This is a genomic window from Bdellovibrio sp. HCB-162 (assembly GCF_047344985.1).
Lineage (GTDB): Bacteria > Bdellovibrionota > Bdellovibrionia > Bdellovibrionales > Bdellovibrionaceae > Bdellovibrio.
This window is the reverse complement of sequence record NZ_CP178861.1, coordinates 1,560,581-1,583,550: the sequence shown is the minus strand read 5'-3', so window position 1 is coordinate 1,583,550 and position 22,970 is coordinate 1,560,581. Positions and strand designations below refer to the sequence as shown.

Below are 22,970 nucleotides of genomic sequence, written 5' to 3'. Positions count from 1 at the left end.
TGCGCAGCACGGCGACAAAACGTGTGAACACTACTCAAACAACCGACCCGCATAAACTGTATCAGGGTAGTATACTCCAAGTGCGTCCAAATCCACTAACACTTCGGGATTCTTACGACAGACGTCGATAGAGTACCGAAAAAATGCATCTTGAACACCAACATCTTCAGCCATCAAAGCCGGAAGACAGAACAGTGGACGCTCTTCCATTCCCTTTACAAATTTGCCGATAGTGGCTGAGTCCTTCATCCCATAACCCTTGACATACATAGGCACCTTGCCGAAAACAATCTGCTGGGCCTTATCCAAGTCAGCAAAACGGAAAGATTCATTCTTTGAGCCCGTCAAGGTAAAGTAGTCATCATTGAACTCGTGTCTTCTATAAAAGGAAACCGTCATCGCTGGCTTGTGATCTCCGAAAATCACAAATACCACGGGTCGATTATGCGCCGCTGCCAATCTTGCCGCTGCCTTTTGAAAATCCACAAATTGTTGAGTGGTTTTTTTAACCTTATCTTTATAAGCTTGCTCGCCGCCGTCCCCATTCAACTCTGAATAAGGACCGTGGGTATATACTGTAATCAGAAAAGCAAAGGTCTTTTTACCTTCTTTCAAGTTCTCTTGATATTTATCTAAAACGGAATCGAATAAGATTCTGTCTTCAGCATACTTACCTCGTTCAGCTCCCTTTATATCATCTACAAAATAGGACTTTTGAAAACCAAACTTGGGATGCACGATTTCGCGCTTCCAGAAAAACCCCACATTGGCGTGAGCAGAAAAAGTACTGTAACCATGCTTCGCAAAAACTCGCGGAGCGGCCATAGCATCCTTAGCATACTTTTCTGCATAGTATTGAAAATCAATCCCCTTGTGTCGACGACTAGGAAGGCCAGTGAGAACCTCAAATTCAGCTTCTGCAGTCATGCCCCCATAAACCGGAGAAATCACTGTCGCATGCGAATACCCTTGATCTTCAAGTTTAGAAATCGGAGTTACAAAATTGCCGTCACTGCTGGTGTAGCAAGACTCACACAATACCAAAAAAACATCTGGAGCTTCTTTATCCAGAGCCAGATGAGCTGGTTGAGAGACTTCTTTGTACGGAAGACTTCCCTTTGCAGGGACTCCCCCCATCGACAAGGTCAGAAAGATATGATTAAAAATTCCGTTCTCTTTAACGTTCGTAACAAGATTCCAATCAACATAAGTCACGCGCGCCAAACGAAAAAGATAGCTTACAGGATTGGTCTTTGTTTCAGTTGGATGACTCTCCTGCATACAAGATACCGATAGAAGAATAAATATCGGTAAGAAAACCCACTGTTTTTTTCGCAATGAAAAACCCTTAACCACACAAACAATAAGTGCCAATGCCAGGATCGGAATCAGCCAGTCGCTATAGCTTTTTAAAAACAAGGCCTGCTTCCAAGCAAAAATGTCTTCAACCTCAAAGGGCGTATTGGTCAAAGCCAGCTTCATTAAGTGGATTCGAACTAAAAGGCACTCCAGCAGGAAAACGAAGATCGCCGAAGCATAGGGTCTTAAAATGAGCAGAAAAGAAAAATACATTAACCAAGGTATCAATAACTTGGATATAAGAGTGGAATGAAAAACGAGCCCTTGCAGAAGCATACTTAAGATACTTAGAAGCAACAAAGCCCATGCGGTCTGGTTTTTCTGTGGCAGTTTAAAACGCATAAGCCTGTGTAACACAGATTTTTAAAATTCTTAAGACCAGCTGTCACAATGTGCCATAATTTCACTGGACGAAATCCCAGTGACAACCGAAAAAAGAAAAAATACTGTTCCTGGATGTCTATGACCAAATCATCGTTTTTCTCAACTTTACTTGTCTTCTTTTTTCCTCTGGCGCTCGCTATTAATTTAGTTAATTTCCTCTGGGTCGATATTGTTTTCGTATTAATGACGATCGCAGCCATCACAGCTTCTGAAAAGACCTGGCCAGAAATTCAATCTACTTTCGGTTTAAAAAATAAACTTTTCCTTTGCTGTCTCACCGCCTATTTTTTGTCTGGCATTCTTGGCTATATCCTCTACAGCCCCATGGAAGCGAATGAACTTACTAAAATCGGGAACCTTCGATGGATTTGGGGCTTTTTTGCCTGTTTCTCCGCCGGCTACTTACTTGCTCATAAAAAAATTAAATTTAATTGGTACTTTCTAACGGTTATCTTAGCGCTGGCAGTTATTATTGTAAGACACTTTGATGAGACGTCTGGAAAATTCTTAGATTCGTCACTTCGGATCAAGGGGTTTTATAGTAATCCCAATTATTTTGCGATGGCCGTTGCCTTGCTTTGGGCGACAATGCTGCCCTTCGTAATCTATGCACGGAATACTAAATCGCGAATCGGCCCTGCTTTCGTGCTATTCTTGGCAGGAATTATACTTCTTGCTACTTATACTCGAACTTCGTGGATTGCCATGTTAATGGCTGTGGCAGTGGCTCTCGTTTATAGTAAAAACAAAAAAATGCTCACTGTATCGGCTCTCATCATCGGCTTTTTTGGGCTGGCAATTCTTTTTAATTGGTTCAATCTAAAAGACCGAATTTTGTATTCATTTGATATTAAAATAAATAATTCACAGGGAGAGCGCATTGCTGTCTGGAAAGCGGCTTGGTCGCTATTCCTAGACCATCCAACATTCGGGACTGGATTTGAATATGCTGCGAAACTGTTTCGAGAGTATTACATTAAACTCGGACAACCTACTTCTTATGTACCAGGACACACACACAATCAGTTCCTAGATGTCTTAACGGGTGCCGGACTTGTTGGACTGGTTGGTTTCTTGGGTGCATTCGGCTCCGGCGTCGTTTTCTTTCACAAAAAGTTCAAAACCGCTGTGGAAGTCTTGGATAAGCAAATCGCCTTGGGCTCCATACTTTGTATCGTCGCCTTTTTTAGCTGCTCTTTCACCGAAACCCCAATTATCCAGCAGGGACCTAGAAACTACATTCTGATCATTCTTGGATTCTCTTACGGTTACCTATCAGGAAAGGGCAAAAAGCAAGTAGCCGCCAACTAGGATTTACTTACTAAGTGTCTTTTCCCAATTCAAAGCCGTGCGACAAATTGTATCAATATTATTTCTTCTAGGAGTCCATCCAAGAAGAGCCTGCATCTTTCGAGAATCCGCTACAAGACTCGCAGGATCTCCGGGACGACGATCTGCTTCTTCAACAGGAAACTTATTTTCAGCAACATTCAGCGCAGAAGATATAACTTCACGTACAGAGTATCCCTGCCCGTAGCCACAATTTAATGTCGCACTTGTTCCACCACGCAAAAGGTGTTCCGCTCCCAACACGTGAATATCTGCAAGATCTTCAACGTGAATATAATCACGAATACAAGTTCCATCCGGTGTTGGATAATCCGTTCCAAAAATCTTGAGTCCTTGTCGTTTGCCTACTCCGGCTTGAGATGCCAAGTGCACAAGATGATACGCATTTGCCGTACGCTGTCCGTTAGATCCATCCTCAGCAGCACCAGCGACGTTGAAATATCGGAAGATCACATGATTGATTCCAACCAAGTCACCCGTATCGCTCAATAGTTTTTCACTGATTAACTTCGACCAGCCATAAGGATTTAATGGATTCGTCGGTGTGCCTTCCGAAATAATTCCGTCAGTGCAAGAATCACCATACACAGCCGCTGTGGATGAAAAAATAAAATTCTTAACACCGCTTTTTTCACAAGCTTTCAAAAGAGACAGTGTCCCGCCGACATTGTTGTCATAATATTCCACGGGCTTCAAAAGTGACTCAGCCACATTCAACTTCGCCGCAAAGTGGATCACAACTTCAGCATCAAATTTACTCATGATTTCAGCTACAAAATTAGAATCACGAACGTCACCGAAATAAAATTCAGCCTGATTTGGAACAGCCTCTTTAAACCCTGTACTGAGATTATCAATGACCGCAACCTTATGACCTGAAAGTAGTAATTTTTGAACGGTGTGCGAACCAATGTAGCCCGCGCCTCCAGTAACTAAAACACGAGCCATATAATTACTCCCCGAGGATTAAGTTTGCGTATTTAGAAGTATTCTGTTGCACATACTTTGGCAAACGATCTAATCCAACTCTCTTAAACTTCATGGGACGGTTAAAAATATCTTTGCCAGCACGGACATGAGACTCGATCCATTGAGGATTGAACATTTCTTCCGTCATATACTCTGTGTGACTATAGGCCTTCATCTTTTTAAGGATCATCTCCGTCCCACCCATAAATGAAAAATGCCAGCCACCATCCATGACTAAAACATGTTTTTTGTCCTTATTACCTCTATAGGTACGCATTTTGTGAGGTGTATATTTTTTAAAATAAGAATACGACGCCATAACGGTTCCATGCCAAGGGATGTAATCTTTGTACATTTGATTTGGCTCAGGATGTTCATAGGCCAAGTTGTTCAAATAATAATAATAAAGCTCTTGGTAGAATGTTTTAATTCCCGGTGTTTTTAAGTGCTCTACAATTTTTTCTGGAGCCGGAATTTCATCCACATCCGAAAGCAAAATAATGTCATCTGATTTACAATTTACTAAAAACTTCGACAAAGCATTGCGCTGATAATCTTCACGATCCCAATTACTAAACGGACGCAGCTTCCACCAATTCACTTTCGGGAAGTCTTCAACAACCACGTGCATAATCTTCGGTAAAAATTTAGCAAAGCGCTCTTTGTTTTCAACGAAGAATAAAGGCTTATCTGTTCCACGGAATGTCTTCTTAGATTCAATAATAACGAATTTATCAACGACATCATTAAGGACATTCAAACGGATTTCTAACAAATCCAATTCATCGTAGAACACAAAACAATCGTAAATCATATTTATTCCTTAACAACGATCCTAGAGAGCTTTATCCAGCATTATCATCATCGACTTGCAGGTTGGATGAGCTCCATCATCCCAGAAAGATGGCCCTCCGTCATCACCTGGGATTCTGTCCCAAAAAGAACTGACATGAATCCTGTCCGACTGCAATGAATTAAGCTGATCTAACCATTGTTTATGCCTCTCCAAAGATTCTGGCGCATCTTTCGCTAGCCGCGCCATAAACTTTGGATGAAATGGAGGGATCAAAATTAGAACCTCAATTCCACTTTGCCCTAACATTTGTATTTCTTTCTTTAAATCCGCCATATAAGAATCATTCATCTTAGAGCGAAGCATTAAGCCGAAAGTGGAATAGCTAATGTCTATTTCTTTTGAAAGAACATCGACTGGAGTCTTTCCCTTGAAATCCGGAGACGCACACGCATTAGAATCGATATTCACTCCGCTTTGCGGAACTTCAAAAGTTGTTGATAGACTTTTGATTTGAGCCAACGAAGCCTCAAAGCTGGTGTGATCGATCAATCGCTGAAGGAATTCCAAACGATTTTTGATCCCGGCTTCTTCTGGCAATTCCTTTACGAGGTGCTTACGCAAAACAGGTGTTTGCCGAACTTTAACGTCAGTCACATCTCCGGCAACTTCAAAGTAATCAGCAATCCAGATAATCTTTTTAAGAGGCAGCTTATACTCTTGCGCCGTTCGCAGCAAAGCCAGCTTAAGCAAAATGCCAGCACCGCCTTTTGAAAGATTGAGAGTCTTCATGCCTATATGATTTTCCACCCAATTTCCCGGCGTCGTCTGGCCCCGAGACGAACCCAGAATAAGAACTTCCGCTTCAGGATGAGCTGCAATCAACTGCGTGGCTTCGTAGTATACGTTCTGTGTGGGATGCTGAACTTCAACAGACTGGCAGTGATAGTAACACATCGGATCCACATAAAAATTAAATGCAGCAATCCCTCCCAAAAGAAGAATTACAAAGAAGGCCAAGGACAATATTACTTTTACATTTTTATTCATCATCCCCGCCTAAAATTGGAAATAAAGAAATGGGGATTCTTCCCCCATATAGGCCAAACAAACAACAAACATAAATGCCAATAAGACCGCACGTAAATAGGAAGGTGTAAACTTCAGTTCCCAGGTATTTTTAGAGAATAAAGCAATTAGTAATCCAATGCCCATGGCCGCAAAGAAGCGATCTTTGTGTTTTAAAGGAATCAGCGTGATATCCCAGCTCACGTTGCCATTGAGGAAAAATACTTTCTGCAACCACAAAATCGCTTGTTCGAGATTGTGAGCGCGGAAAAACACCCAACCGATGCACACTAAGAAAAACGTGAGTGCCCAGCTTAAATACTTATTGGTGATCACATTCCAACCGCGATTTTTGAAGAAGCGCTCAATCCCAAGAATCACGCCATGGAAAGAACCCCAAATCACATAAGTCCAATTGGCTCCATGCCATAGCCCACCGATCGCCATTGTCAAAAACAAATTGCGATAAGTTTTAACGGCTCCTTCACGATTTCCACCCAATGAAATATAAAGATAATCGCGCAACCAAGATGACAAAGTGATATGCCAACGCTGCCAGAACTCTGTAATGGACAGTGATTTATAGGGAGAATTGAAATTTGGCGGGAACTGAATATTCATCATCAGTCCCAATCCGACGGCCATATCAGAGTAACCGCTGAAATCGAAATAGATCTGCATTGTGTAACCGATCATCGCAATCCAAGCTTCAGCGGTCGACGCCCCGGCCATATTCATAACCAAAGGATCGACAACGGCAGCAATGCGGTCCGCGATTAACATTTTTTTGGAAAGACCAAACCCGAAGAAATAACATCCGTTCCAAAAATTTTCCGGGTGAAAAACGTACGTCGTTGAACTTTCAAGCTGTGGGACGATTTGATTGTGCCTGACCAGAGGCCCTGAAATTTGATGTGGGAAAAGCGTTACGTAGCCTGCAAATTCCAACAAATGCGCATGAGCATCTGAAACGCGACGGTATACGTCGATCACATAAGACATGGATTGAAACGTATAAAATGAAATACCAATTGGTAAAACGACATTCAGAATAGGAAGGACGTCGGTAGAAGCCCCGCCGAAATGAAAAATTCCGTTAAGAGAATCAGCAAAAAAATTGTAGTACTTAAAAAATCCTAAAACAGAAAGGTTCGCGATAATCGACGTTAATAGTAACGCCTTTCGTACTCTTTGCGTTTTCGCGTAGTAAATATTTTTAGCGACGTAGAAATCAAGGACGACGGTAAAGAGCAAAAGGAATACAAAAGTTTTGCTCCAGTAGGCATAGAAAAAAACACTCGAAAAAAAGAGAAACCACAGCTGAAGTCTCTTTTTCGTGATCAGGTAATAACCCAGCAAAGTTATTGGTAAAAACAGAAAAAGAAACGAGTACGAGTTGAAAAGCATGCCCTTTGAAATAATGGAGCCTTAAGTATTTGTCTATTTAGATTTGGGGCGCCGCAACGAGTTGGTTTCATACCTTCTTTTGAGGTCCGAGCTTCGGCATTAAAAAAGCCCTAAAAACTACTAAATTTCACAATGCTGGGGGGGGGGCAATTTTGCACAATAACTCATCAATTTTCAGACTTTGGAGTTTTTTATGGTCAATTTCTTATATATTGGTATAATTAAACCAATATGAAGGCTCATCTACGCTTTTATCATAAAGTTAAGATGGGCAATAGATATGTGGTCGAGCTGTCCATTCATGAAGTTGGTACGACCAATAAATATCCTCTGGGTATTAAATACGGCCTCATTTGCAAAGACCTAAAAAGCGGTGCCTACGTACTTCTGGACAACCACCACCCCAAAGGTCCCCATCTTCATCTTAACAAGAGAGAAGAAAAATACATTTTTGTCGATGAAGACTCTTTGATTCGAGACTTTAAAGAAATTGTCTGGAAAGGGCTAGGAGTTAAACTGTGAAAAAACTGATTATTTCAATGAAAAGTTCGAGTGAAGCACTTTCAGAATTTAAGCAGGCTCTTAAGTCCGCGAGAAAGGGAAAGCTAAAAAAAAATCACTACGAAATATCTTTCGACAACAAAAAAGATTTTGATCGGTTTATTAAGAATATTGGAGTCCTATCCACGATTCTCATTTACAAGCCAAAATCTGTTTACGAACTGGCTAAAATCATTCATATGGATGTCTCAAACTTAAATAAAATTATTCTTTTCTTTGAAGATATTGGGGCTATAAAAATCACCGAGGCAAGAGTCCAAGGGCGATGGGTCAAAACACCTACCGTGGAGTATGACCAGATCCAATTTGATTTAAAGGCAGCATAACTTAGGAAAAGTATTCTACAACATTCTCGCTCAAGTGCTCCGACGAATCTTCTTTATAGTATGTTTGATACCACTGCGCCGTTTTTTCTAAAGCTCTGGAAAGATTCCATCGAGGCTCCCAATCAAAATGTTGTTTCGCAAGATCGCTATTCATTTGTCCGTGCAGCGATAACGACAACTTATTAGTGTTCGCTGAAACGCTCGCACTTTGAATACCCATCACCTGCGCAAACTCCTTCATCACTTCACCGATACTCTCAAACTCCGCAGCACCTAAGTTATAAGTCTCAGCAAGCTTTGGTCCCTTCACATACAATGCTTCCGCCAATCGCAAAATTCCGTCAACCTGATCCAAAACATGAATCCACGGGCGTACTGACTGTGGATTGCGAATTTCAAAAGATTTCTTATTTAAAAAACTTTGCACGGCTTGCGGGATTAACGAGGACTCCGAGAAATCACCTCCACCAATCGCAGAACCAATTCGTGCCGTTGCGACAGCAACTTTATGTTTGTTGTATTTTTCAGGAGAGAAAAAAGTATTTCGATAAGAAAGAGCCACAAACTCAGAACAGAGTTTTGCCGTCGGTAAAATATCTTGAGCTGCAACCTTATCTGATTCAGACAAAGCTTTGTTGTCGGTAGCGCGTGAATAAACTTTATCAGAGCTAACAACAACCACCGAGCGCACCGAAGCTGTCTCTCGTAAAAGCTCCATCAAGGTCGCAGTACCTAAAACAGATTTCGAAAAGATCTCAAGCGGCTTTTTTTCCGCTTCCGTTAAAAGGCCCGTTTCTCCAAGATGTAAAACGATATCTGCCTGCGCGAATTGCAAAACCTGACGAAAAGCATCTTCATCGCGAAGATCCCCGTACGTCATCGAAATACGCTGAGCCAAATTCGTGAGATCAAAAAGATTCGGGGTCTTCCCCGCTGTTTCCGAAAATCCGAAAACTTGCGCGCCTAAATGTTCTAATGCAAGAGCTGTCCACGCGCCCAAAAAACTTGTGGGATAAGTGATAAAAACCCGCTTGCCTTGCCAGAATGAAGACGCGGTTTTTCCGTTCATAAACTAACCTAAAAGACCTTGCTCAACACCTTGTCCACGGTGTTCTGGGTGAACCCAATGGGCCAGCACTTGATCTTCAAACTTCCAATAAAAACCAATGGGATCGGTTTCGTAAATAGCCACACGAAGCACACCTTTGCCCTCAGTTGCTTTCATTTTAAGCAAAGTTTGCGCAAGAGAAGCTTGGTTCAAAACTCCACTGCTTGCAGATGGAATGCAATGTTCTTCATAAAGACGAGCAAGTAAAGACAGCTCAACAAGATTGAACAGAGATTCACGAATAAAATATTTGTCAGAGTGGAGTGCTTTCATAACTAAAAGCCTAACGGCGGAAGCTTCTCGCTGGCACTTATTTCTGAGTTATGACGCATTGCCTAGATGAACTACTTCTTCTTTCTGGCCCAACTCAAATCGGGCTGAAGATTCTGCCTTACGCAGTCTTTTAAAAACAGATTGATCAACGTCTGATACGGAATTTCAGTTTCATCAGCCAAGTTCTGAAAATATTCGATAACATCTTCGTCCAAACGAATCGTCGTTCGCGTTTTCAGCTTTTTCGCATAAGGATTTTTCTTTGCTTTGCCGAAATCGTATTCTTTCCTCACGCTCACCTCGCAAAATATTGATTACTTTCAGATCGAGTCGCCAATCTAGCTGATATCAACCTAATCACTTCGTCTTTTTCCCAGTAGAGATGCACAACAACGAGGATTCGATCTTCATTGCTTCTACCCAACAAAATAAATCGCTCTTCACCAACGGAATGTACAGGATCAGATATAAGCAATGCTCTTTCATCGTAAAAGGCCGTTGTCGCCTCTTCGAAAGAAAGCCCGTGTTTTTTCACATTGGCTTGAGCCTTCGCTTTATCCCAGACAAATTCTATTTTCACAGTATCACCAAACCATCAAAATGTACATACAATATATGCACGTTTAATAATTTCTAAATTACTGCAAAACTCCGCGCACCTCTAACTCCAGCTCGAATTTAAGTAAGCCCCGAATGCAACCGACGTCCGGAACTATCGACTCTAGCATTCTCAACTCCCCGCATCGAAACGCCGTGTCTTGACCCGTCCACACGGCACTTTCAATATGCTCACAAAAGGGAGCCCAAGATGGATGCCACTGCACAAGGGGAAAAAGTTTTAATTCAAGCCAATGTTGGCGACGAACGTCGCACTGACGGTATTGTTTATATCAAACACTTCTCCCCGCCTGAACGAATGTCGCAAGCTCTTAAGAAGCTCGCTCTATTTTGGGGGATCGCTCTGGTTTCAGTTCTTATTCCGGTTTTCCATTTTGTGACGGTTCCTCTTTTCTTTTTCCTGGGTCTATTCTTTGCTCGCCGAACGTATAAAAGCGAAGGCCGAGTTTTAAGCGGCGAAACACGCTGCCCACACTGCCAAACAGAAGTGAAGGTAAAACCCGCAGAACTTCAATGGCCGATCACCGAGATCTGCCAGAACTGCGCTCGCGTAGTGCGCATTGAACGCGTATAGTTCCCACCCCGAACAATATTACGACTTGTAAGGCGTCAAAGAGGCTTCTATGCTGAAAAGCGTATGATTAAAGCCTCTCAGATATTTTTTGCCGTTTTCTTTTTCGCACTTTCATCTCACGCTTTTGAACTGACTTCGGGACTGACTCCGCCAAAAATGCAAAAGGTGATGCTCAGTTACTCTGGACTTTTTCACGATAAGTCAGATTTTCCTCAAGAGCGTGCTTCGACTTCTTACCAAACGATGAACTTTATTGCGCCCGTTTACAAAACCGACGGTGAAGCTGTTTCCCTATCCTTAAGCGGCTCCCAATTCTCAATTCGTCCCGCGCAAAATAATTTTTCAGAACTCTATGACATGCAAGTGGGCCTGGGTTACACAAAGGCCTTAGATGAACAACGTCTTTGGTCAGTTTCAGCCCGCTATGGATCTGCCAGTGACAAACCGTTTGAAGATTCCACGGTCACTACGTTGGGGATCACTGCATTTTATTCTTACCCTAGTGACGAAACCAGTCGCTGGCTTTTGCTCGTAGACTATTCAAACAATCGCCCGATCTTAAATGAAATTCCTCTTCCAGGTTTTGCCTACTTCTATGCGCCTTCAAAAACTTTTCGCGGAGTTTTCGGCGTTCCTTTTGCCTCTGTGAATTGGGACTACGCTGAGAAATGGGGTCTTGAAGTATTCACTCTAGTTCCATGGGTTTTCAAAGGTTCTATCAATTACAAACTCAACGAATACGCCCGCATTTACACGGGACTCGACTTCTCACAAGTGACTTATTATTTGTACGGCAGAGCCAACCGCAACGATCGTTTGTTTTACGACGAGAAAAAAGTTTTCTTAGGTATTAAGTCCCCGCTTTCAAAATCTGTTTTCGCAGAATTGGAAGCCGGTCACGCTTTTGATCGTGCTTTCTTTGTCGATGAAAACTACACAACGGATCCCAAGAATCCGGTCGATATCGGCAATGCCTTTTATGGCAAAGTCACTTTAAGATTTATTCTCTAGGGATATTCAACACAAATGATACTATCACGGCCTGGCGCGTTTCAAAAAGGTACGGCGTACCTTCTATCCGAAGCGGCCTGTGATGTAGTTTTCTGTGCGCGGGTCTTTAGGGTTTGTAAAGACTTGGTCGCTGGCGCCAAATTCAATCAAATCACCCAAATACATAAACGCTGTGAAATCAGAAACACGGGCTGCTTGATGCAGACTGTGTGTGACAATCGCAATCGTCACTTCTTTACGAAGTTCTTGAATCAATTCTTCAATATGACGAGTGGAAATCGGATCAAGAGCTGATGTCGGTTCATCCAACAACAAAATCTCCGGTTCCGTCGCTAAAGCACGTGCAATACAAAGGCGCTGTTGCTGCCCACCTGACAACGCTGTCGCTGAAGAATTCAAACGATCCTTCACTTCATTCCAAAGACTGGCCTGTTGCAAAGAACGCTCAACACGTTCTTCGATAAAGCTTTTCTTTTTCACACCGCGAACTTTGAGTCCGTAAGCGACGTTTTCGTAAATACTTTTTGGAAAGGGGTTTGGTTTTTGGAAAACCATTCCGATACGCATGCGTACTTCCATTGGATCAATTTCTTTACCCAGGATATTACGACGATCCGGATGTAGAAGAATCTCCCCTTGGTAGTTCGCATTCGGATAAAGATCATGCATGCGATTAAAACAACGAAGCAACGTCGTCTTTCCACACCCCGAAGGTCCAATCAAAGCCGTCACACGATTTTCATAAACCGGCAATGTTACGCCATTTAGGACTTTTTTATCCCCGTAAGAGAAAAGCAAATTTTTAACTTCGGCACGAAGCTGTAGTTCCATAATCATTACCACTTCATCTTTTTACGGAAGCGAAGGCGCAAATAAATAGCTCCTCCGTTCATAATCAAAGTCATCAACAAAAGAATGACCCCGGTCGCCGCTGCATTCACGTGAAACTCAGGCTGAGGACGCGACAACCAGTTAAACATCTGAATCGGCATCACGGTAAACGGATCCATGAGCCATTTAAAATTAACAAACGGAAAATGCCCCTCTACAGGAGGCGTTGGCAAAAACGCGATGAACGTCAAAGCTCCGATGGTGATTAACGGAGCCGTTTCACCAATCGCGCGAGACAAAGAAATAATCACGCCGGTAAGAATACCACCGGAAGAGTACGGCAGAATATGATAGCGAATAGTTTGCCACTTACTTGCCCCCATCGCGTAACTTGCTTCACGAATGGTGTTGGGAATAGAGCGAATCGCTTCACGAGTGGTCACGATAATAATCGGCAAAACCAGAAGCCCTAAAGTCAAACCCGCCGTCAAAATACTTTGTCCCAGCTTTAACTTATAAACAAAGAGCCCCAAAGCCATAAGGCCATAAGTGATCGAAGGAATCCCCGCAAGATTGATGATGTTAAGTTCAATCAATTGCGAAACCCAATTTTTCTTGGAGTACTCTTCAAGATAAACACCGGCAGCAACGCCCAAAGGAATCGCACAAAAAGCCGTCGTGAGCATAATGCAGAACGATCCCACCCACGCTGACAAAATCCCCGCTCTTTCCGCAAATCGCGACGGGAAATTAGTGAAGAACTCAAAATTAATACGAGGCACACCTGTGATTGCCAAATCAATAATCAATGTCAGAAGCGTGACCAAAGCAAAAAGCAAAGACATCAATCCCAAGACAGCAAAGATAAAATCCCACATCTGACGACGTTTGATATTGCTCAAAATATCTTCTTTTGCCTCGATCGCACTTGATTTTGAAATTTGCTGAGACTGTGACAACTCCATCACTCTTTCTCCTGAAACTTCTTACGAAGCCAAAGACCGATCACATTGAAACACAAAGTTAAAACAAGAAGGCTTAAACCCGCGACGTAAATAGACTGATAACCAATCGAGCCGTGAGGCAAATCCCCTAAACTCACTTGCACGATAAACGCTGTGATCGTTGCCGCAGGTTCTGTTGGATTCAAAGTCAGATTCGGTTGCATACCAGCTGCAATCGCCACAACCATGGTTTCACCTAGAGCCCGAGAAATACCTAAAATATACGCGGAAGAAATTCCCGAGAACGCCGCCGGGATCACAACACGAAAAGCCGTCTGCATACGGGAAGCGCCCACAGCAAATGAAGCCTCACGCAAATGTCCAGGGACTGAGCGCATAGCATCTTCACTAAGACTGCTCACATAAGGAACGATCATGATTCCAATCACAATCCCCGCACTTAAAACGTTAAATCCCCCTAACGATGGAATTAACTTTTGCAAAAGCGGAGTTACAAATAACAACGCAAAATAACCGTAAACAACAGTGGGAACAGCCGCTAGTAACTCAAGAAGAGGTTTTAAAACTTCACGCAAGGAAGGACGGATGTACTCACTTAAAAAAGCCGCCGCCACAGTTCCAAGCGGAATCGCGACCGACAAAGCAATCACTGTTGATAAGAAGGTCCCACACAAAAGAGGCAGAATTCCGTAGTGGGCATTTTCAAAAAGAGGTGTCCACTCTGTGTCGGTCAAAAAATCTTTCAAGGACACGTGACTAAAAAAAGGAATGCTTTCCACAACCAGAATTCCTACGATTCCGGCCGTCACAAGAACAGAAGAAGCTGCCGCTAAGAAAAGCACCGTTTCAATGGCGCGTTCTCTTAAACGACGCATCCGCCGGACCGGGTGGTCGGCGGATGTAAATTCAGATAGTTTTTTGAGTTGGCTTTTACTCACAGGGATAAACTACAACGAACCTTCACGTTTCATCAACTCATCAATTTTAAGACCTACTTCAGAGTGACCTCCGAAAACAGTTCCTAACTTGCCTTTTTTAACGTGTTCTTTGCCTGTTTCGTAAGCTTTCGCCGGCAAAGCAACGTATTTCACTTGAGGAACAACCTGTGCGGAGTTGCTCAAGTAAAAGTTAACGAAGTCCTTCACTTCCGCTTTTTTCAATGCCGCTTCGCTTACATAAATAAAGATCGGACGAGACAATGGGAAGTAAGTGCCTTTTTCAACCGTCTCACGAGAAGGAAGAACGGCCTCGTTCTTTTTAGGAGCTTTGTCACCGCCAACAATAGCTACAACTTTAAGCTTCGCTTTATTCTCTTCGTAGTAAGCAAGAGGAACGTAACCCAATGCGTACTGATCATTAGCAACGCCTGTTATAAGGGTGTTGTCATCTTCACTTGCCGTGTAGTCACCGCGAGAAGACTTCGCTTTACCAACGATTGCTTCAGTGAAGTAGTCAAAAGTTCCTGAGTCAGAACCTGCACCGTAAAGTTTCAAGTTTTGTTTTGGCCAAGCTGGGTTCACGTCGCTCCACTTAGCGATTTTACCTTGAGCACCTGGTTCCCACATTTTCTTAAGTTCTGCCACGGAAAGAGATTTAATCCATGTGTTCTTTGGATTTACAACAACCGCTGTCGCATCATAAGCGATAGGAATTTCGATGTATTTCACACCGGCTGCACGGCAGGTTTCCATTTCAGAAGTTTGAATTGGACGAGAAGCATCTTGAATATCCGTTTCACCACGGCAGAACTTTTTAAAGCCACCGCCAGTGCCAGAGATCCCTACAGTCACGCGAACTTTTCCTTTTTGTGCTGTTTGAAACTCTTCAGCCATGGCTTCCGTGATTGGAAACACAGTGCTGGAGCCATCAATCTTAATAACTGGGACTTGGGCATGGGCCGCAGAAGCACCCATCACAAAAGATAAAGACAGAATGATATTCTTCAACATAGACTCTCCTCAATATGGCTAAAAGATCTAGCACCAATATGCCGCCCTGTATTGTTAGGGTTTTATTATGATTTAGCCGTTTCGCGTTAGGCAAAAGCCGGGTAAACTAAACAAAGTTATGGGTAAAAAACAACTCCAAGACGAAGCTGCCATCCTTGAGAAGATCAACAATGCTATTTCTGACAGCATTTATATCTTTGATCTTAAAGAAGAGAACCTTATTTGGCTCAATAAACGCGGTCCTGAACTTTACGGTTACACCCTTGAAGAGATTCGCCGCATGGGGTCTGAGTATTATGCTCGAACCATGCATCCCGACGACATTCCCTCTCTTCGAGAAGGTGTTGCTAAATCCCGCAATCTCAAAGACGGCGAAGTGATGTCGCTGGAGTATCGATTTAAAGATCGTGATGGTAAATATCACTGGCACAGCGATCGCATCACGGTTTTTTCCCGCAACGAGGCTGGCGAAGTGACCGCCATTTTAGGTGTTGCAACCGACATTAATGACCGCAAGGAGTTTGAAGAAACTCAAAAAAAGACCATTGAAAAACTCAATCTGTCTTTGTCGGCAGCGAAAATGGGAACGTGGGAGTGGGATGTTGAGAAAAATCAACTTCTTTGGGACCAGCGTATGTATGAAATCCACGGCGTCCCCAACATTCCTTCCATGAATCCCCTTGATGAAGTTTGGAAGCGTTCGAATCGCGAAGATATGGAAATCGTGAATATGAAAGTCCAAGAAGCTGCTGAGAAACATCAGGACTTTTATGTCACTTATCGCGTCACTCACGAAAATCAAGAAGTGCATCACATTCGCTGTTACGGAAAATATCTTTCCCATGAGTCTTCACAACGCATGTACGGTGTGGCGTGGGATTCTACAGAGGAAATTTTAACTGAGCAGCAAATCAATGAAGCCAAAGCAAAATTGATTTCTGCAGCAAAAATGGCAGCTCTAGGCGAAATGTCTGGTGGCATAGCTCATGAGATCAACAATCCCCTCACCGTCATTCAGGCGCGAGCTTTTCAACTTTCACAAATGGTGGAAAACGGCAAAACAGATCCCGAAAAAATCAAACAAGCCGCTGAGAGTATCAGTCGTACGGCAGATAAAATCGCCCGTATTATTAAGTCCCTGCGCTCTTTTGCGCGAGAGGGAGCTTATGACCCTTTTGAAGTCGTTTCACTCAAACAAATCATCGACGAAACGTTGGAGTTTTGCCGCACACGTTTCTACAATCACGGTGTGGAAATTGAAGTCGGAAAAATTGACGAAGAACTGGAAGTCGAATGCCGATTGATCCAGATTGAACAAGTTCTATTGAATCTTCTTAATAACTCTTTTGATGCTATTCAATATTTGGAAAATAAATGGATCCGTATTTCCGTAAAAGAATTAGTCGATTCTGTGGAAATCACCGTCACCGATTCCGGCCCTGGCATTCCCTCTGATATTGCCAATCAGATGATGCTTCCTTTCTTTACCACCAAAGAAGTTGGCAAGGGAACAGGTTTAGGTCTTAGCATTTCTGCGGGAATCATGCGCGCTCACAAAGGTTCACTGAGTCTAAATCATAACTCCGCCAATACGAGTTTCGTGATTCATTTGCCAAAATGGCAGCAGGAAGAAGCTTTAAATTACTGACAGCGGGAACACACGCCAAAGAAATCCAGACGGTGGGAGACTTGCTTGTAGCCCATGGTCTCAACCATTTTTATATGCTGATCAAGGTCGCAAATATGCAACGGTTCGACCCGTTGACAAAGGCGGCAGATCACATGGTGATGATGGTGACCGGACTCAAGAGTCAGTTCAAAGCGCGCCACACCGTCACCAAATTCCAAACGAGAAACTAGTGCTGCTTCCTCGAATTTTTTTAGAATACGGTAGATCGTGACGAGGTCCATGCCGTCTGATTTATTATCGAACTTTTTAAAAATTTCGTCGGCTGAAATCGGCTCCGGATGGTTGAGCAAAATCTTAAGCAACTGACTGCGCTGAGATGTGAGTTTCATCCCCGCTTTGCGCACTCTCTCGTTGAGAGAATCAATATCGATATTTTTTCGCTCGTGGCCGCACTTCGTCATGCCCCCATAGATACACCAAAGGGCCCTAAAAATCCACTAGGTTTCGCCACTTCGGCGCTCTTGCAAGGCATTCAGGCCGTAATAAGTGTAAGAAAGTGCTGATAAAACCGGAACAAAGAAGATCGCAAGCGGAATATATGAGAGGAGCCCTAATAAAAGCCCCAATCCATAAAGAGTTCCTGAATCTTCACGCTCTATGCGTTTTCGCTCTTCAAGGCTCGCATAGTCTTGAAGAACGTCATACAAGAAGATTTTTTTATTAAGCCATGCCGTAAGAAAAAGTGGAACAACGACCTGACATCCCGGAACAAGCCACAAAGGCAGAGTCATAACAAATGCGACGATAAAAATCATCGTCGCCCAAAGCGTATTCCATAAACTTCCTACCGTGGTGCCGCCCTTTTTCTTTTCAAGATGTTTAAAATCCGCACCTGCCACTCGCAAAAGAACAATAGGCATCACAAAAATAGATGTGAGTAAAACCGCACCTAAGTACGCAAGAGGAATAAAAACAAGAATAAGAAAAATCACCGCCGTCCATGATGCAAAACCATTAAGCCCCGTAAGACTTTGCAACCATTGAAAGATCGACATCTGCGCAAGAAAGTTTCCTAAACCTGTCACCCAGGCAGACCAGAAAATAACAAAAAGAACAATAAATCCAAAGACGGATAAAAATGGCGGCAACAAAATCAACCAAAACATTTGAAGACGCAAAAGAGAATCAAAGGCCTGTCGAAAAGCTTTTAAAATAGCAGTCATATTTAGATCTTTTCCCTTTCCGTTCCCTCTGGCAAGTGCTTCAATAGGGGCACTATGCCAAGAATCATACACATCTTTCGACACGGGCAAACAGATTGGAACAATCTTCGTCGCATGCAAGGCCACACCGATATTCCTTTGAATGAAGAAGGCCGCAAACAAGCGCAAAGCCTGCAGACTTTCTTTAGCGAAAATCCCATCGATGTTATTTTTAGCAGCGATCTTGTCAGAGCCCAAGAAACGGCCCACATCGCAAATGCTCACTTAGAATGCCCGGTGCACCTTTTAACGGAGCTGCGTGAAGTTTCTTTAGGTGTTCTTGAAGGCATGGTTCAAGATGACGTTCACTCTCAATTTGGTATGGAAGCTTGGCAAAAATGGACTTCAATTGATCCAGAAAATTTAGATTTTCATTTTCCCTCTGCAGAAAGTGCTCGCGAAGCTATAGCACGCTTTGATTCCGCTTTAAGAAAAATCTGCAAAGAACATGTTTTTAAGAACGCGGCGATTTCCACTCACGGTTTTGTGATGAGACGATTTCTGCACATGCTTCGACCGGATCTCACAGAGATTCTTCCCACCCCGAATTGTGTTGTGTATACAGTTCTTTGGGATGAGAAGAGCGAAAAATTCTCTTTCTACTTTAATTCGTAACGAGTCAGATCCAAGTAGCCAAAATCAACTGGATCTGTTCTTTTCTGATGAGCTGTCATTTCATCATAGTGCATCCAGAAAGACTCTTGAGATCTACGCACACCAAAATCTGTGACAAGCTTTTGATAATCCTTAGCCGATTTTATTTTCTTAACAGCATTCACAAAAACCGGAAGATCTTGTTCCTTCACGTCGAAAATCATATTCGGATAAGAACCCCAATAGCCCTCGTATAACGTCAAAGAATCTTCTTTCGGAGCCATTCGCAGCGACTCGCCTAAAATCCAAGAAATGTTTTCGTGCTCTTTATTGTGAATCAAAGAGAAAACACGAATGTCTCCTTGAGCCGGTTGAATTTTAAGATACGCGAAATCCGGAAAGTAACGAGCAAAAGGTGTTTTATTAGCCGCTTTGATAGAAGCTATTTTTCTGAGTTCAGCTTCGACACCGGAAACCTTCCACTGCTTTTTTAGACTGTCGGGAACTTCCAAAACTTTCCAGTTCACAGTATCAAAAGAACCACGCACTTTTTCATTCATACGGTAAAACAAAATCTTTTCGACCATTTGTTTTTTGGTACTTTTGCTGTCCTCATTAAAGCGCACTCCGGTTGGTTCGGCCGATCCCACCGTAGGGAAGATGTATGTCATTTTCGCCTGCGCCAAAAGCCCTTGATACCATTTGCGGCGATAATCCAGGCGCTGCTCTGGCGGAAGGAACATCAAGAAAAGCTCTTCCGCCTCCATACGAATCATGTCCATATAAACGCGAGTCAGAAGCTGATGGCTGATGTTTCCAAAGACGTCGAAATTAACCACAAGATTGTAAACCAGACGCTCAAACAAGGCGTAGTCCATCACAAAAGCCGTCTTTGATAAATCTCCAACAGCTCCTTTTAAAACAACGGCGTTGTCGTCATGGCGGAACACGGTCAAGACAGCGTTCGGATTTGTTGTATCACCGTTCCAAATATCACTGAGATCATAACCTTGGGGCTTTAATTTTTTAAGCCACTCGGTACGAAGCTTTCTATAATTTTCGCGATGATCAACCAGACGTTTTAAGAACACCGGTGCGTCTTTGATTTCAATATCACTTCCCCACACTCCCGGCATCATAAGAAGCCCTTGAGCTTGTGCTTCGTATTCTTTTGATAAAAGCATATTGTCAGATTCGGGATTTAAGAAAAAGACGTAGAACTGTTCTTGAATCGAATTCACTGCCATGCTGCCGTTACAAACAGGTCCCTTAATAAAGGTACTCACATGGTATTGAGCATCGTCGAGCAAAAACTGATAACGGGCTTTCACCGGGATTTGATTAAAGGCAATGAACGGGTTTTCCGCCACCCCCGCCTCATAGCTCGGCAGCGTCTTTACGTCCCACTCTGTTTCCCAGAATAGCTTTTTATAGCGAGCCAGTTTTGCCGAATTCCATTCATAGGGAATATGAGTTTTCATAACGACGGTGCCGGGGAATTTTTGAAGGCAGTAAAAGAAACGTTTTACTCCCGGATCGTCATTGGGTCTGCGAGTGGCAATCTCTTCGACGCCGTGGGAACAATTCGTTTTTGAACGCACCAAACGGAAGAATTCATTTTTCTTTTCAGGGAAATAGATGTGAGCCAGAAACAAATGCTCATACAAGTAACGACTGACGAGTTGGTGCGAAAGAGGTTTTTCGTTTAAAAACTTCTCCCATTCTTCGATCTGCTTTTGTATTTCAACAGGATTTTTCGCCAACTCTTTTTTAGCTTTTTCTGAAGGCCCCGGAGCGCCTTTCGCAATCCACGTTTCGAGCGTTTGGATTTCAGAAGCGCTTAACGTCGGTAAACCATAAGGCATGCCTAGTTGAGGAGAGCTTTTGGCTACAGCGGCAAAGTCGGTCATGGTGGAAGCACAGACTTGAGTGTCGGCGACTTGCTTATCGATGGCTTTGGTCGGCTGCTCTTGGCGCAGTTTTAGGAAACTAAAAAAAAGATTTTCTTCAGGCTTTTTAAACGTATTGACGTCGTAAAATCCGCGTTTTCGCCATTCCGAAACACCGTGCGCGTCGATCCAAACTCGTGAGGGTTCTACACTTTTTGTGCGCGTTCCATCATAAACATTGAGCTTATTGGCACCACGCTGGAAGGCCTCATAGTTCTGCAAATTAAGCTGGCAGGGGGCATTAAAGCAGCTGTGGCAAGCCAAGCAGCGATTGTCAAAAATCGGCTGCACCTTATGGGAATAAAAATCCAGATTCGGTTCATCCGCATTTGAGACGCTCATCATCAGAACTGAAATAAAACAAAGCATCGCTGCCGTAATAAATTGCATATTTCTACACTCCCCGTGTATTCTGCAAATATAAAACTCTTTCTTGATTATGGGAAAGACAAAGTAACGAAAAAAAACAAAAGAGGCTCTCATGGAAAAAATCCCGTTTCAAACTGTGCAAAATTCGATTGATAAAATCTGCAGTATCACGGAAGAAAGCGACCTCGAAAAAGCCTCCCAACATCTTTTCGAAGTGCAACCTGATCTTGCAGGCTTCTTTATGGAGTTCATCGAAGACATGAGTGAAGGCGCTCAGGACTTGGGTTTCATGATGGCTCTTATCCTTAACAAATCTTTTGAAGAGCAATATCAAAACCTTCGTAAAATGAACGAAGAAGAAGTGGTTGAACGTTTTGAAAGAAACGAAGCGGAATTTGAAAAATATCTGCAAATCAACGACGACATCATCGCCGACCTTCAGGAAAAATCGATGAAGGAAGGTCAACCTGAAATTTTGAACTACATCATTGAAGAGCTTTTCATGTCTCCGGAATTAGAGCCGGCCTTGGAAGCCAATGAACAAGTTCACTTGTTCATTATTTGCAAATTCTTCGTTGATTGCCTGCATGAACTTGCTAACGAAACAGCTCCAGAGCTTGTTCGTCACTAGATCACTTTCTTAACAGCTAAAGGAGCAGGCCCTTGCAGGGCTTGCTTCAAAGCCACAAACGCGGGCTTATGAAACGGCTGTCCTAACGTCACTTCAATAAATTGAATCGCAGCTATCGCATTTTTCGGGTGCGGATTATTCGGCGACTGCATCACAATCTCTGCAAAACAATCAGCTAACGCCACCACACGAGCAAACGGATTGATCTTAATATCGCGCAAACGACGAGGATAACCCTGCCCCGGTGCATTTTCATGATGCTCTAAAACGATGGAAATAATATCGTCAGAGATCGAAGGCATGCTTCTTAAAATTTCAACGCCACGATGCACGTGAGACTCATACGTCGCAGCTTGATCGCGACTCATGGCGTGTCTTGGCATCTCGAGAATTTCATCCGGAAGCTCTTTCATCCCTACGTCGTGAAGCAAAGCTCCCAAAGCTAATTTCTCTAGGTTTTGCGCCAGAGTCCACTTCATGGATTTAGCGATAATCACGGAAATCGCCGAGACCATCATCGCATGGCGAATAAGTTCATCACTTAAGTTTGACATCATGTTGATGACCGCTGCGATATCAGGTTTATTCTCAACGAGTGTTTGAATGGATTTACTGACGATCTTCGAATGCTCTAACGCTTGATGATCAAAACCCAGATGTTCAATTTCTTTAAAGATCGAATCTGCGGCCTTAGAAAGAAAAATGGTTTTCTTTTCCTCACTGATTTTGTCACTGTCAATCACAATGCCTGCGACGGTCAACGTTTGCCCAACGCATTTGTGATAGTCTGAACGGCGCACATAAAGCCATTCCGCTTTTTCAGGAAAGTGCATTTGGTCAAAACTGACCTTCGCCCCTTCTTTCAAAATCATCACATAGTTTGTTTCGGAAAGTTTAAGGAAGATATCGACCGGCACCTGCGTGCCCGCAATAAATTCGTCCCTGGAAACTGCAACGTAATCGTCCGGATTGAACTTCGTGTCCATGTC

General features: G+C 43.1%; 24 protein-coding genes. 7 read left to right on the top strand and 17 right to left on the bottom strand.

Features of this window, described 5'->3' with window-relative positions; all coding sequences use genetic code 11:
- Window positions 1-30: 30 nt before the first annotated feature.
- Window positions 31-1,701: an LTA synthase family protein gene (locus tag ACLSSO_RS07725; protein WP_413944570.1), complete on the bottom strand. Its 1,671-nt coding sequence runs from the start codon at window positions 1,699-1,701 to the stop codon at window positions 31-33.
- A gap of 120 nt (window positions 1,702-1,821) precedes the next feature.
- Here ACLSSO_RS07725 and ACLSSO_RS07720 point away from each other — a divergent pair, with 120 nt between their 5' ends.
- Window positions 1,822-3,054, top strand: a complete 1,233-nt coding sequence (locus tag ACLSSO_RS07720; protein ID WP_413944569.1) for an O-antigen ligase family protein — start codon at window positions 1,822-1,824, stop codon at window positions 3,052-3,054.
- Window positions 3,055-3,057: 3 nt separating this feature from the next.
- Here ACLSSO_RS07720 and galE read toward each other — a convergent pair whose 3' ends face one another.
- Genes galE through ACLSSO_RS07700 form a run of 4 tightly spaced genes read right to left on the bottom strand, consistent with a single transcriptional unit; the run spans window position 3,058 to window position 7,330 of the window.
- Window positions 3,058-4,041 carry a UDP-glucose 4-epimerase GalE gene (gene galE / locus ACLSSO_RS07715; protein WP_413944568.1) on the bottom strand — a complete coding sequence of 328 codons (984 nt, stop codon included), beginning with the start codon at window positions 4,039-4,041 and terminating at the stop codon, window positions 3,058-3,060.
- A gap of 4 nt (window positions 4,042-4,045) precedes the next feature.
- Window positions 4,046-4,876 (bottom strand): N-acetylglucosaminyltransferase, encoded by an 831-nt coding sequence (locus ACLSSO_RS07710; RefSeq protein WP_413944567.1) that lies wholly within the window; start codon window positions 4,874-4,876, stop codon window positions 4,046-4,048.
- 21 nt (window positions 4,877-4,897) lie between these two features.
- Entirely contained in the window at window positions 4,898-5,908 is a 1,011-nt protein-coding gene (locus ACLSSO_RS07705; protein WP_413944566.1) for a hypothetical protein, read from the bottom strand.
- Between the two features lie 6 nt (window positions 5,909-5,914).
- Window positions 5,915-7,330 (bottom strand): MBOAT family O-acyltransferase, encoded by a 1,416-nt coding sequence (locus tag ACLSSO_RS07700; protein ID WP_413944565.1) that lies wholly within the window; start codon window positions 7,328-7,330, stop codon window positions 5,915-5,917.
- A gap of 518 nt (window positions 7,331-7,848) precedes the next feature.
- On the opposite strand from ACLSSO_RS07700, the gene ACLSSO_RS07695 reads away from it, so the two are divergent.
- Window positions 7,849-8,217, top strand: a complete 369-nt coding sequence (locus tag ACLSSO_RS07695; RefSeq protein ID WP_413944564.1) for a hypothetical protein — start codon at window positions 7,849-7,851, stop codon at window positions 8,215-8,217.
- 1 nt (window position 8,218) lies between these two features.
- On the opposite strand, the gene rfbG is transcribed toward ACLSSO_RS07695, so the two are convergent.
- The 4 genes from rfbG to ACLSSO_RS07675 form a co-directional block, all read right to left on the bottom strand.
- A complete protein-coding gene (rfbG, locus tag ACLSSO_RS07690) occupies window positions 8,219-9,286 on the bottom strand; it encodes a CDP-glucose 4,6-dehydratase (protein WP_413944563.1) in 1,068 nt (355 codons plus the stop codon).
- Between the two features lie 3 nt (window positions 9,287-9,289).
- Entirely contained in the window at window positions 9,290-9,598 is a 309-nt protein-coding gene (locus ACLSSO_RS07685; protein ID WP_340591204.1) for a hypothetical protein, read from the bottom strand.
- A gap of 71 nt (window positions 9,599-9,669) precedes the next feature.
- A complete protein-coding gene (locus ACLSSO_RS07680) occupies window positions 9,670-9,891 on the bottom strand; it encodes a BrnA antitoxin family protein (protein ID WP_413944562.1) in 222 nt (73 codons plus the stop codon).
- A 2-nt stretch (window positions 9,892-9,893) separates the two neighbouring features.
- Entirely contained in the window at window positions 9,894-10,178 is a 285-nt protein-coding gene (locus ACLSSO_RS07675) for a BrnT family toxin (RefSeq protein ID WP_413944561.1), read from the bottom strand.
- Window positions 10,179-10,406: 228 nt separating this feature from the next.
- Between ACLSSO_RS07675 and ACLSSO_RS07670 the strand changes: the two genes are divergently transcribed.
- On the top strand, window positions 10,407-10,790 hold the full coding sequence (locus tag ACLSSO_RS07670; RefSeq protein WP_413944560.1) for a hypothetical protein: 384 nt from the start codon (window positions 10,407-10,409) through the stop codon (window positions 10,788-10,790).
- A gap of 63 nt (window positions 10,791-10,853) precedes the next feature.
- Window positions 10,854-11,801 (top strand): hypothetical protein, encoded by a 948-nt coding sequence (locus tag ACLSSO_RS07665; RefSeq protein ID WP_413944559.1) that lies wholly within the window; start codon window positions 10,854-10,856, stop codon window positions 11,799-11,801.
- A 63-nt stretch (window positions 11,802-11,864) separates the two neighbouring features.
- On the opposite strand, the gene pstB is transcribed toward ACLSSO_RS07665, so the two are convergent.
- The 4 genes from pstB to ACLSSO_RS07645 all read right to left on the bottom strand — a co-directional run bounded on the left by pstB (window position 11,865) and on the right by ACLSSO_RS07645 (window position 15,546).
- Window positions 11,865-12,632, bottom strand: coding sequence for a phosphate ABC transporter ATP-binding protein PstB (pstB, locus tag ACLSSO_RS07660; protein WP_295902734.1), 768 nt, complete (start codon window positions 12,630-12,632; stop codon window positions 11,865-11,867).
- 5 nt (window positions 12,633-12,637) lie between these two features.
- Window positions 12,638-13,510, bottom strand: coding sequence for a phosphate ABC transporter permease PstA (gene pstA / locus ACLSSO_RS07655; RefSeq protein ID WP_413944813.1), 873 nt, complete (start codon window positions 13,508-13,510; stop codon window positions 12,638-12,640).
- 86 nt (window positions 13,511-13,596) lie between these two features.
- Window positions 13,597-14,472, bottom strand: a complete 876-nt coding sequence (gene pstC / locus ACLSSO_RS07650) for a phosphate ABC transporter permease subunit PstC (RefSeq protein WP_295902719.1) — start codon at window positions 14,470-14,472, stop codon at window positions 13,597-13,599.
- A 72-nt stretch (window positions 14,473-14,544) separates the two neighbouring features.
- Window positions 14,545-15,546: a PstS family phosphate ABC transporter substrate-binding protein gene (locus ACLSSO_RS07645; RefSeq protein WP_413944558.1), complete on the bottom strand. Its 1,002-nt coding sequence runs from the start codon at window positions 15,544-15,546 to the stop codon at window positions 14,545-14,547.
- A 118-nt stretch (window positions 15,547-15,664) separates the two neighbouring features.
- Here ACLSSO_RS07645 and ACLSSO_RS07640 point away from each other — a divergent pair, with 118 nt between their 5' ends.
- The gene (locus tag ACLSSO_RS07640; protein WP_413944557.1) at window positions 15,665-17,194 is read left to right on the top strand and encodes a PAS domain-containing protein; all 1,530 of its coding nucleotides are present in this window, start codon (window positions 15,665-15,667) and stop codon (window positions 17,192-17,194) included.
- Here ACLSSO_RS07640 and ACLSSO_RS07635 read toward each other — a convergent pair.
- Window positions 17,188-17,637 carry a Fur family transcriptional regulator gene (locus tag ACLSSO_RS07635; protein WP_295902710.1) on the bottom strand — a complete coding sequence of 150 codons (450 nt, stop codon included), beginning with the start codon at window positions 17,635-17,637 and terminating at the stop codon, window positions 17,188-17,190. The two genes, ACLSSO_RS07640 and ACLSSO_RS07635, sit on opposite strands and share 7 nt — an antisense overlap.
- A 36-nt stretch (window positions 17,638-17,673) precedes the next feature.
- Window positions 17,674-18,399, bottom strand: a complete 726-nt coding sequence (locus ACLSSO_RS07630; RefSeq protein WP_413944556.1) for an EI24 domain-containing protein — start codon at window positions 18,397-18,399, stop codon at window positions 17,674-17,676.
- 54 nt (window positions 18,400-18,453) lie between these two features.
- Here ACLSSO_RS07630 and ACLSSO_RS07625 point away from each other — a divergent pair, with 54 nt between their 5' ends.
- Window positions 18,454-19,053: a histidine phosphatase family protein gene (locus ACLSSO_RS07625; protein WP_295902705.1), complete on the top strand. Its 600-nt coding sequence runs from the start codon at window positions 18,454-18,456 to the stop codon at window positions 19,051-19,053.
- Here ACLSSO_RS07625 and ACLSSO_RS07620 read toward each other — a convergent pair.
- Window positions 19,038-21,371 (bottom strand): fatty acid cis/trans isomerase, encoded by a 2,334-nt coding sequence (locus ACLSSO_RS07620; protein ID WP_413944555.1) that lies wholly within the window; start codon window positions 21,369-21,371, stop codon window positions 19,038-19,040. The genes ACLSSO_RS07625 and ACLSSO_RS07620 overlap by 16 nt on opposite strands.
- A gap of 91 nt (window positions 21,372-21,462) precedes the next feature.
- On the opposite strand from ACLSSO_RS07620, the gene ACLSSO_RS07615 reads away from it, so the two are divergent.
- The gene (locus tag ACLSSO_RS07615; protein WP_295902699.1) at window positions 21,463-21,981 is read left to right on the top strand and encodes a hypothetical protein; all 519 of its coding nucleotides are present in this window, start codon (window positions 21,463-21,465) and stop codon (window positions 21,979-21,981) included.
- On the opposite strand, the gene ACLSSO_RS07610 is transcribed toward ACLSSO_RS07615, so the two are convergent.
- Entirely contained in the window at window positions 21,978-22,967 is a 990-nt protein-coding gene (locus ACLSSO_RS07610) for an HD-GYP domain-containing protein (RefSeq protein WP_413944554.1), read from the bottom strand. The genes ACLSSO_RS07615 and ACLSSO_RS07610 overlap by 4 nt on opposite strands.
- Window positions 22,968-22,970: the final 3 nt, after the last annotated feature.

Bases quoted from the DNA above. Each gene is read 5' to 3' on its own strand.
- ACLSSO_RS07625 (WP_295902705.1), top strand. From the start codon at position 18,454: ATGCCAAGAATCATACACATCTTTCGACACGGGCAAACAGATTGGAAC.
- ACLSSO_RS07725 (WP_413944570.1), bottom strand. From the start codon at position 1,701: ATGCGTTTTAAACTGCCACAGAAAAACCAGACCGCATGGGCTTTGTTG.
- ACLSSO_RS07665 (WP_413944559.1), top strand. From the start codon at position 10,854: ATGATTAAAGCCTCTCAGATATTTTTTGCCGTTTTCTTTTTCGCACTT.
- ACLSSO_RS07700 (WP_413944565.1), bottom strand. From the start codon at position 7,330: ATGCTTTTCAACTCGTACTCGTTTCTTTTTCTGTTTTTACCAATAACT.
- galE (WP_413944568.1), bottom strand. From the start codon at position 4,041: ATGGCTCGTGTTTTAGTTACTGGAGGCGCGGGCTACATTGGTTCGCAC.
- ACLSSO_RS07610 (WP_413944554.1), bottom strand. From the start codon at position 22,967: ATGGACACGAAGTTCAATCCGGACGATTACGTTGCAGTTTCCAGGGAC.
- ACLSSO_RS07710 (WP_413944567.1), bottom strand. From the start codon at position 4,876: ATGATTTACGATTGTTTTGTGTTCTACGATGAATTGGATTTGTTAGAA.
- ACLSSO_RS07685 (WP_340591204.1), bottom strand. From the start codon at position 9,598: ATGAAAGCACTCCACTCTGACAAATATTTTATTCGTGAATCTCTGTTC.
- ACLSSO_RS07720 (WP_413944569.1), top strand. From the start codon at position 1,822: ATGACCAAATCATCGTTTTTCTCAACTTTACTTGTCTTCTTTTTTCCT.
- ACLSSO_RS07630 (WP_413944556.1), bottom strand. From the start codon at position 18,399: ATGACTGCTATTTTAAAAGCTTTTCGACAGGCCTTTGATTCTCTTTTG.
- ACLSSO_RS07705 (WP_413944566.1), bottom strand. From the start codon at position 5,908: ATGATGAATAAAAATGTAAAAGTAATATTGTCCTTGGCCTTCTTTGTA.
- ACLSSO_RS07620 (WP_413944555.1), bottom strand. From the start codon at position 21,371: ATGCAATTTATTACGGCAGCGATGCTTTGTTTTATTTCAGTTCTGATG.
- pstA (WP_413944813.1), bottom strand. From the start codon at position 13,510: ATGTGGGATTTTATCTTTGCTGTCTTGGGATTGATGTCTTTGCTTTTT.
- rfbG (WP_413944563.1), bottom strand. From the start codon at position 9,286: ATGAACGGAAAAACCGCGTCTTCATTCTGGCAAGGCAAGCGGGTTTTT.
- ACLSSO_RS07645 (WP_413944558.1), bottom strand. From the start codon at position 15,546: ATGTTGAAGAATATCATTCTGTCTTTATCTTTTGTGATGGGTGCTTCT.
- pstC (WP_295902719.1), bottom strand. From the start codon at position 14,472: ATGCGTCGTTTAAGAGAACGCGCCATTGAAACGGTGCTTTTCTTAGCG.
- pstB (WP_295902734.1), bottom strand. From the start codon at position 12,632: ATGGAACTACAGCTTCGTGCCGAAGTTAAAAATTTGCTTTTCTCTTAC.
- ACLSSO_RS07635 (WP_295902710.1), bottom strand. From the start codon at position 17,637: ATGACGAAGTGCGGCCACGAGCGAAAAAATATCGATATTGATTCTCTC.
- ACLSSO_RS07670 (WP_413944560.1), top strand. From the start codon at position 10,407: ATGGATGCCACTGCACAAGGGGAAAAAGTTTTAATTCAAGCCAATGTT.
- ACLSSO_RS07640 (WP_413944557.1), top strand. From the start codon at position 15,665: ATGGGTAAAAAACAACTCCAAGACGAAGCTGCCATCCTTGAGAAGATC.
- ACLSSO_RS07615 (WP_295902699.1), top strand. From the start codon at position 21,463: ATGGAAAAAATCCCGTTTCAAACTGTGCAAAATTCGATTGATAAAATC.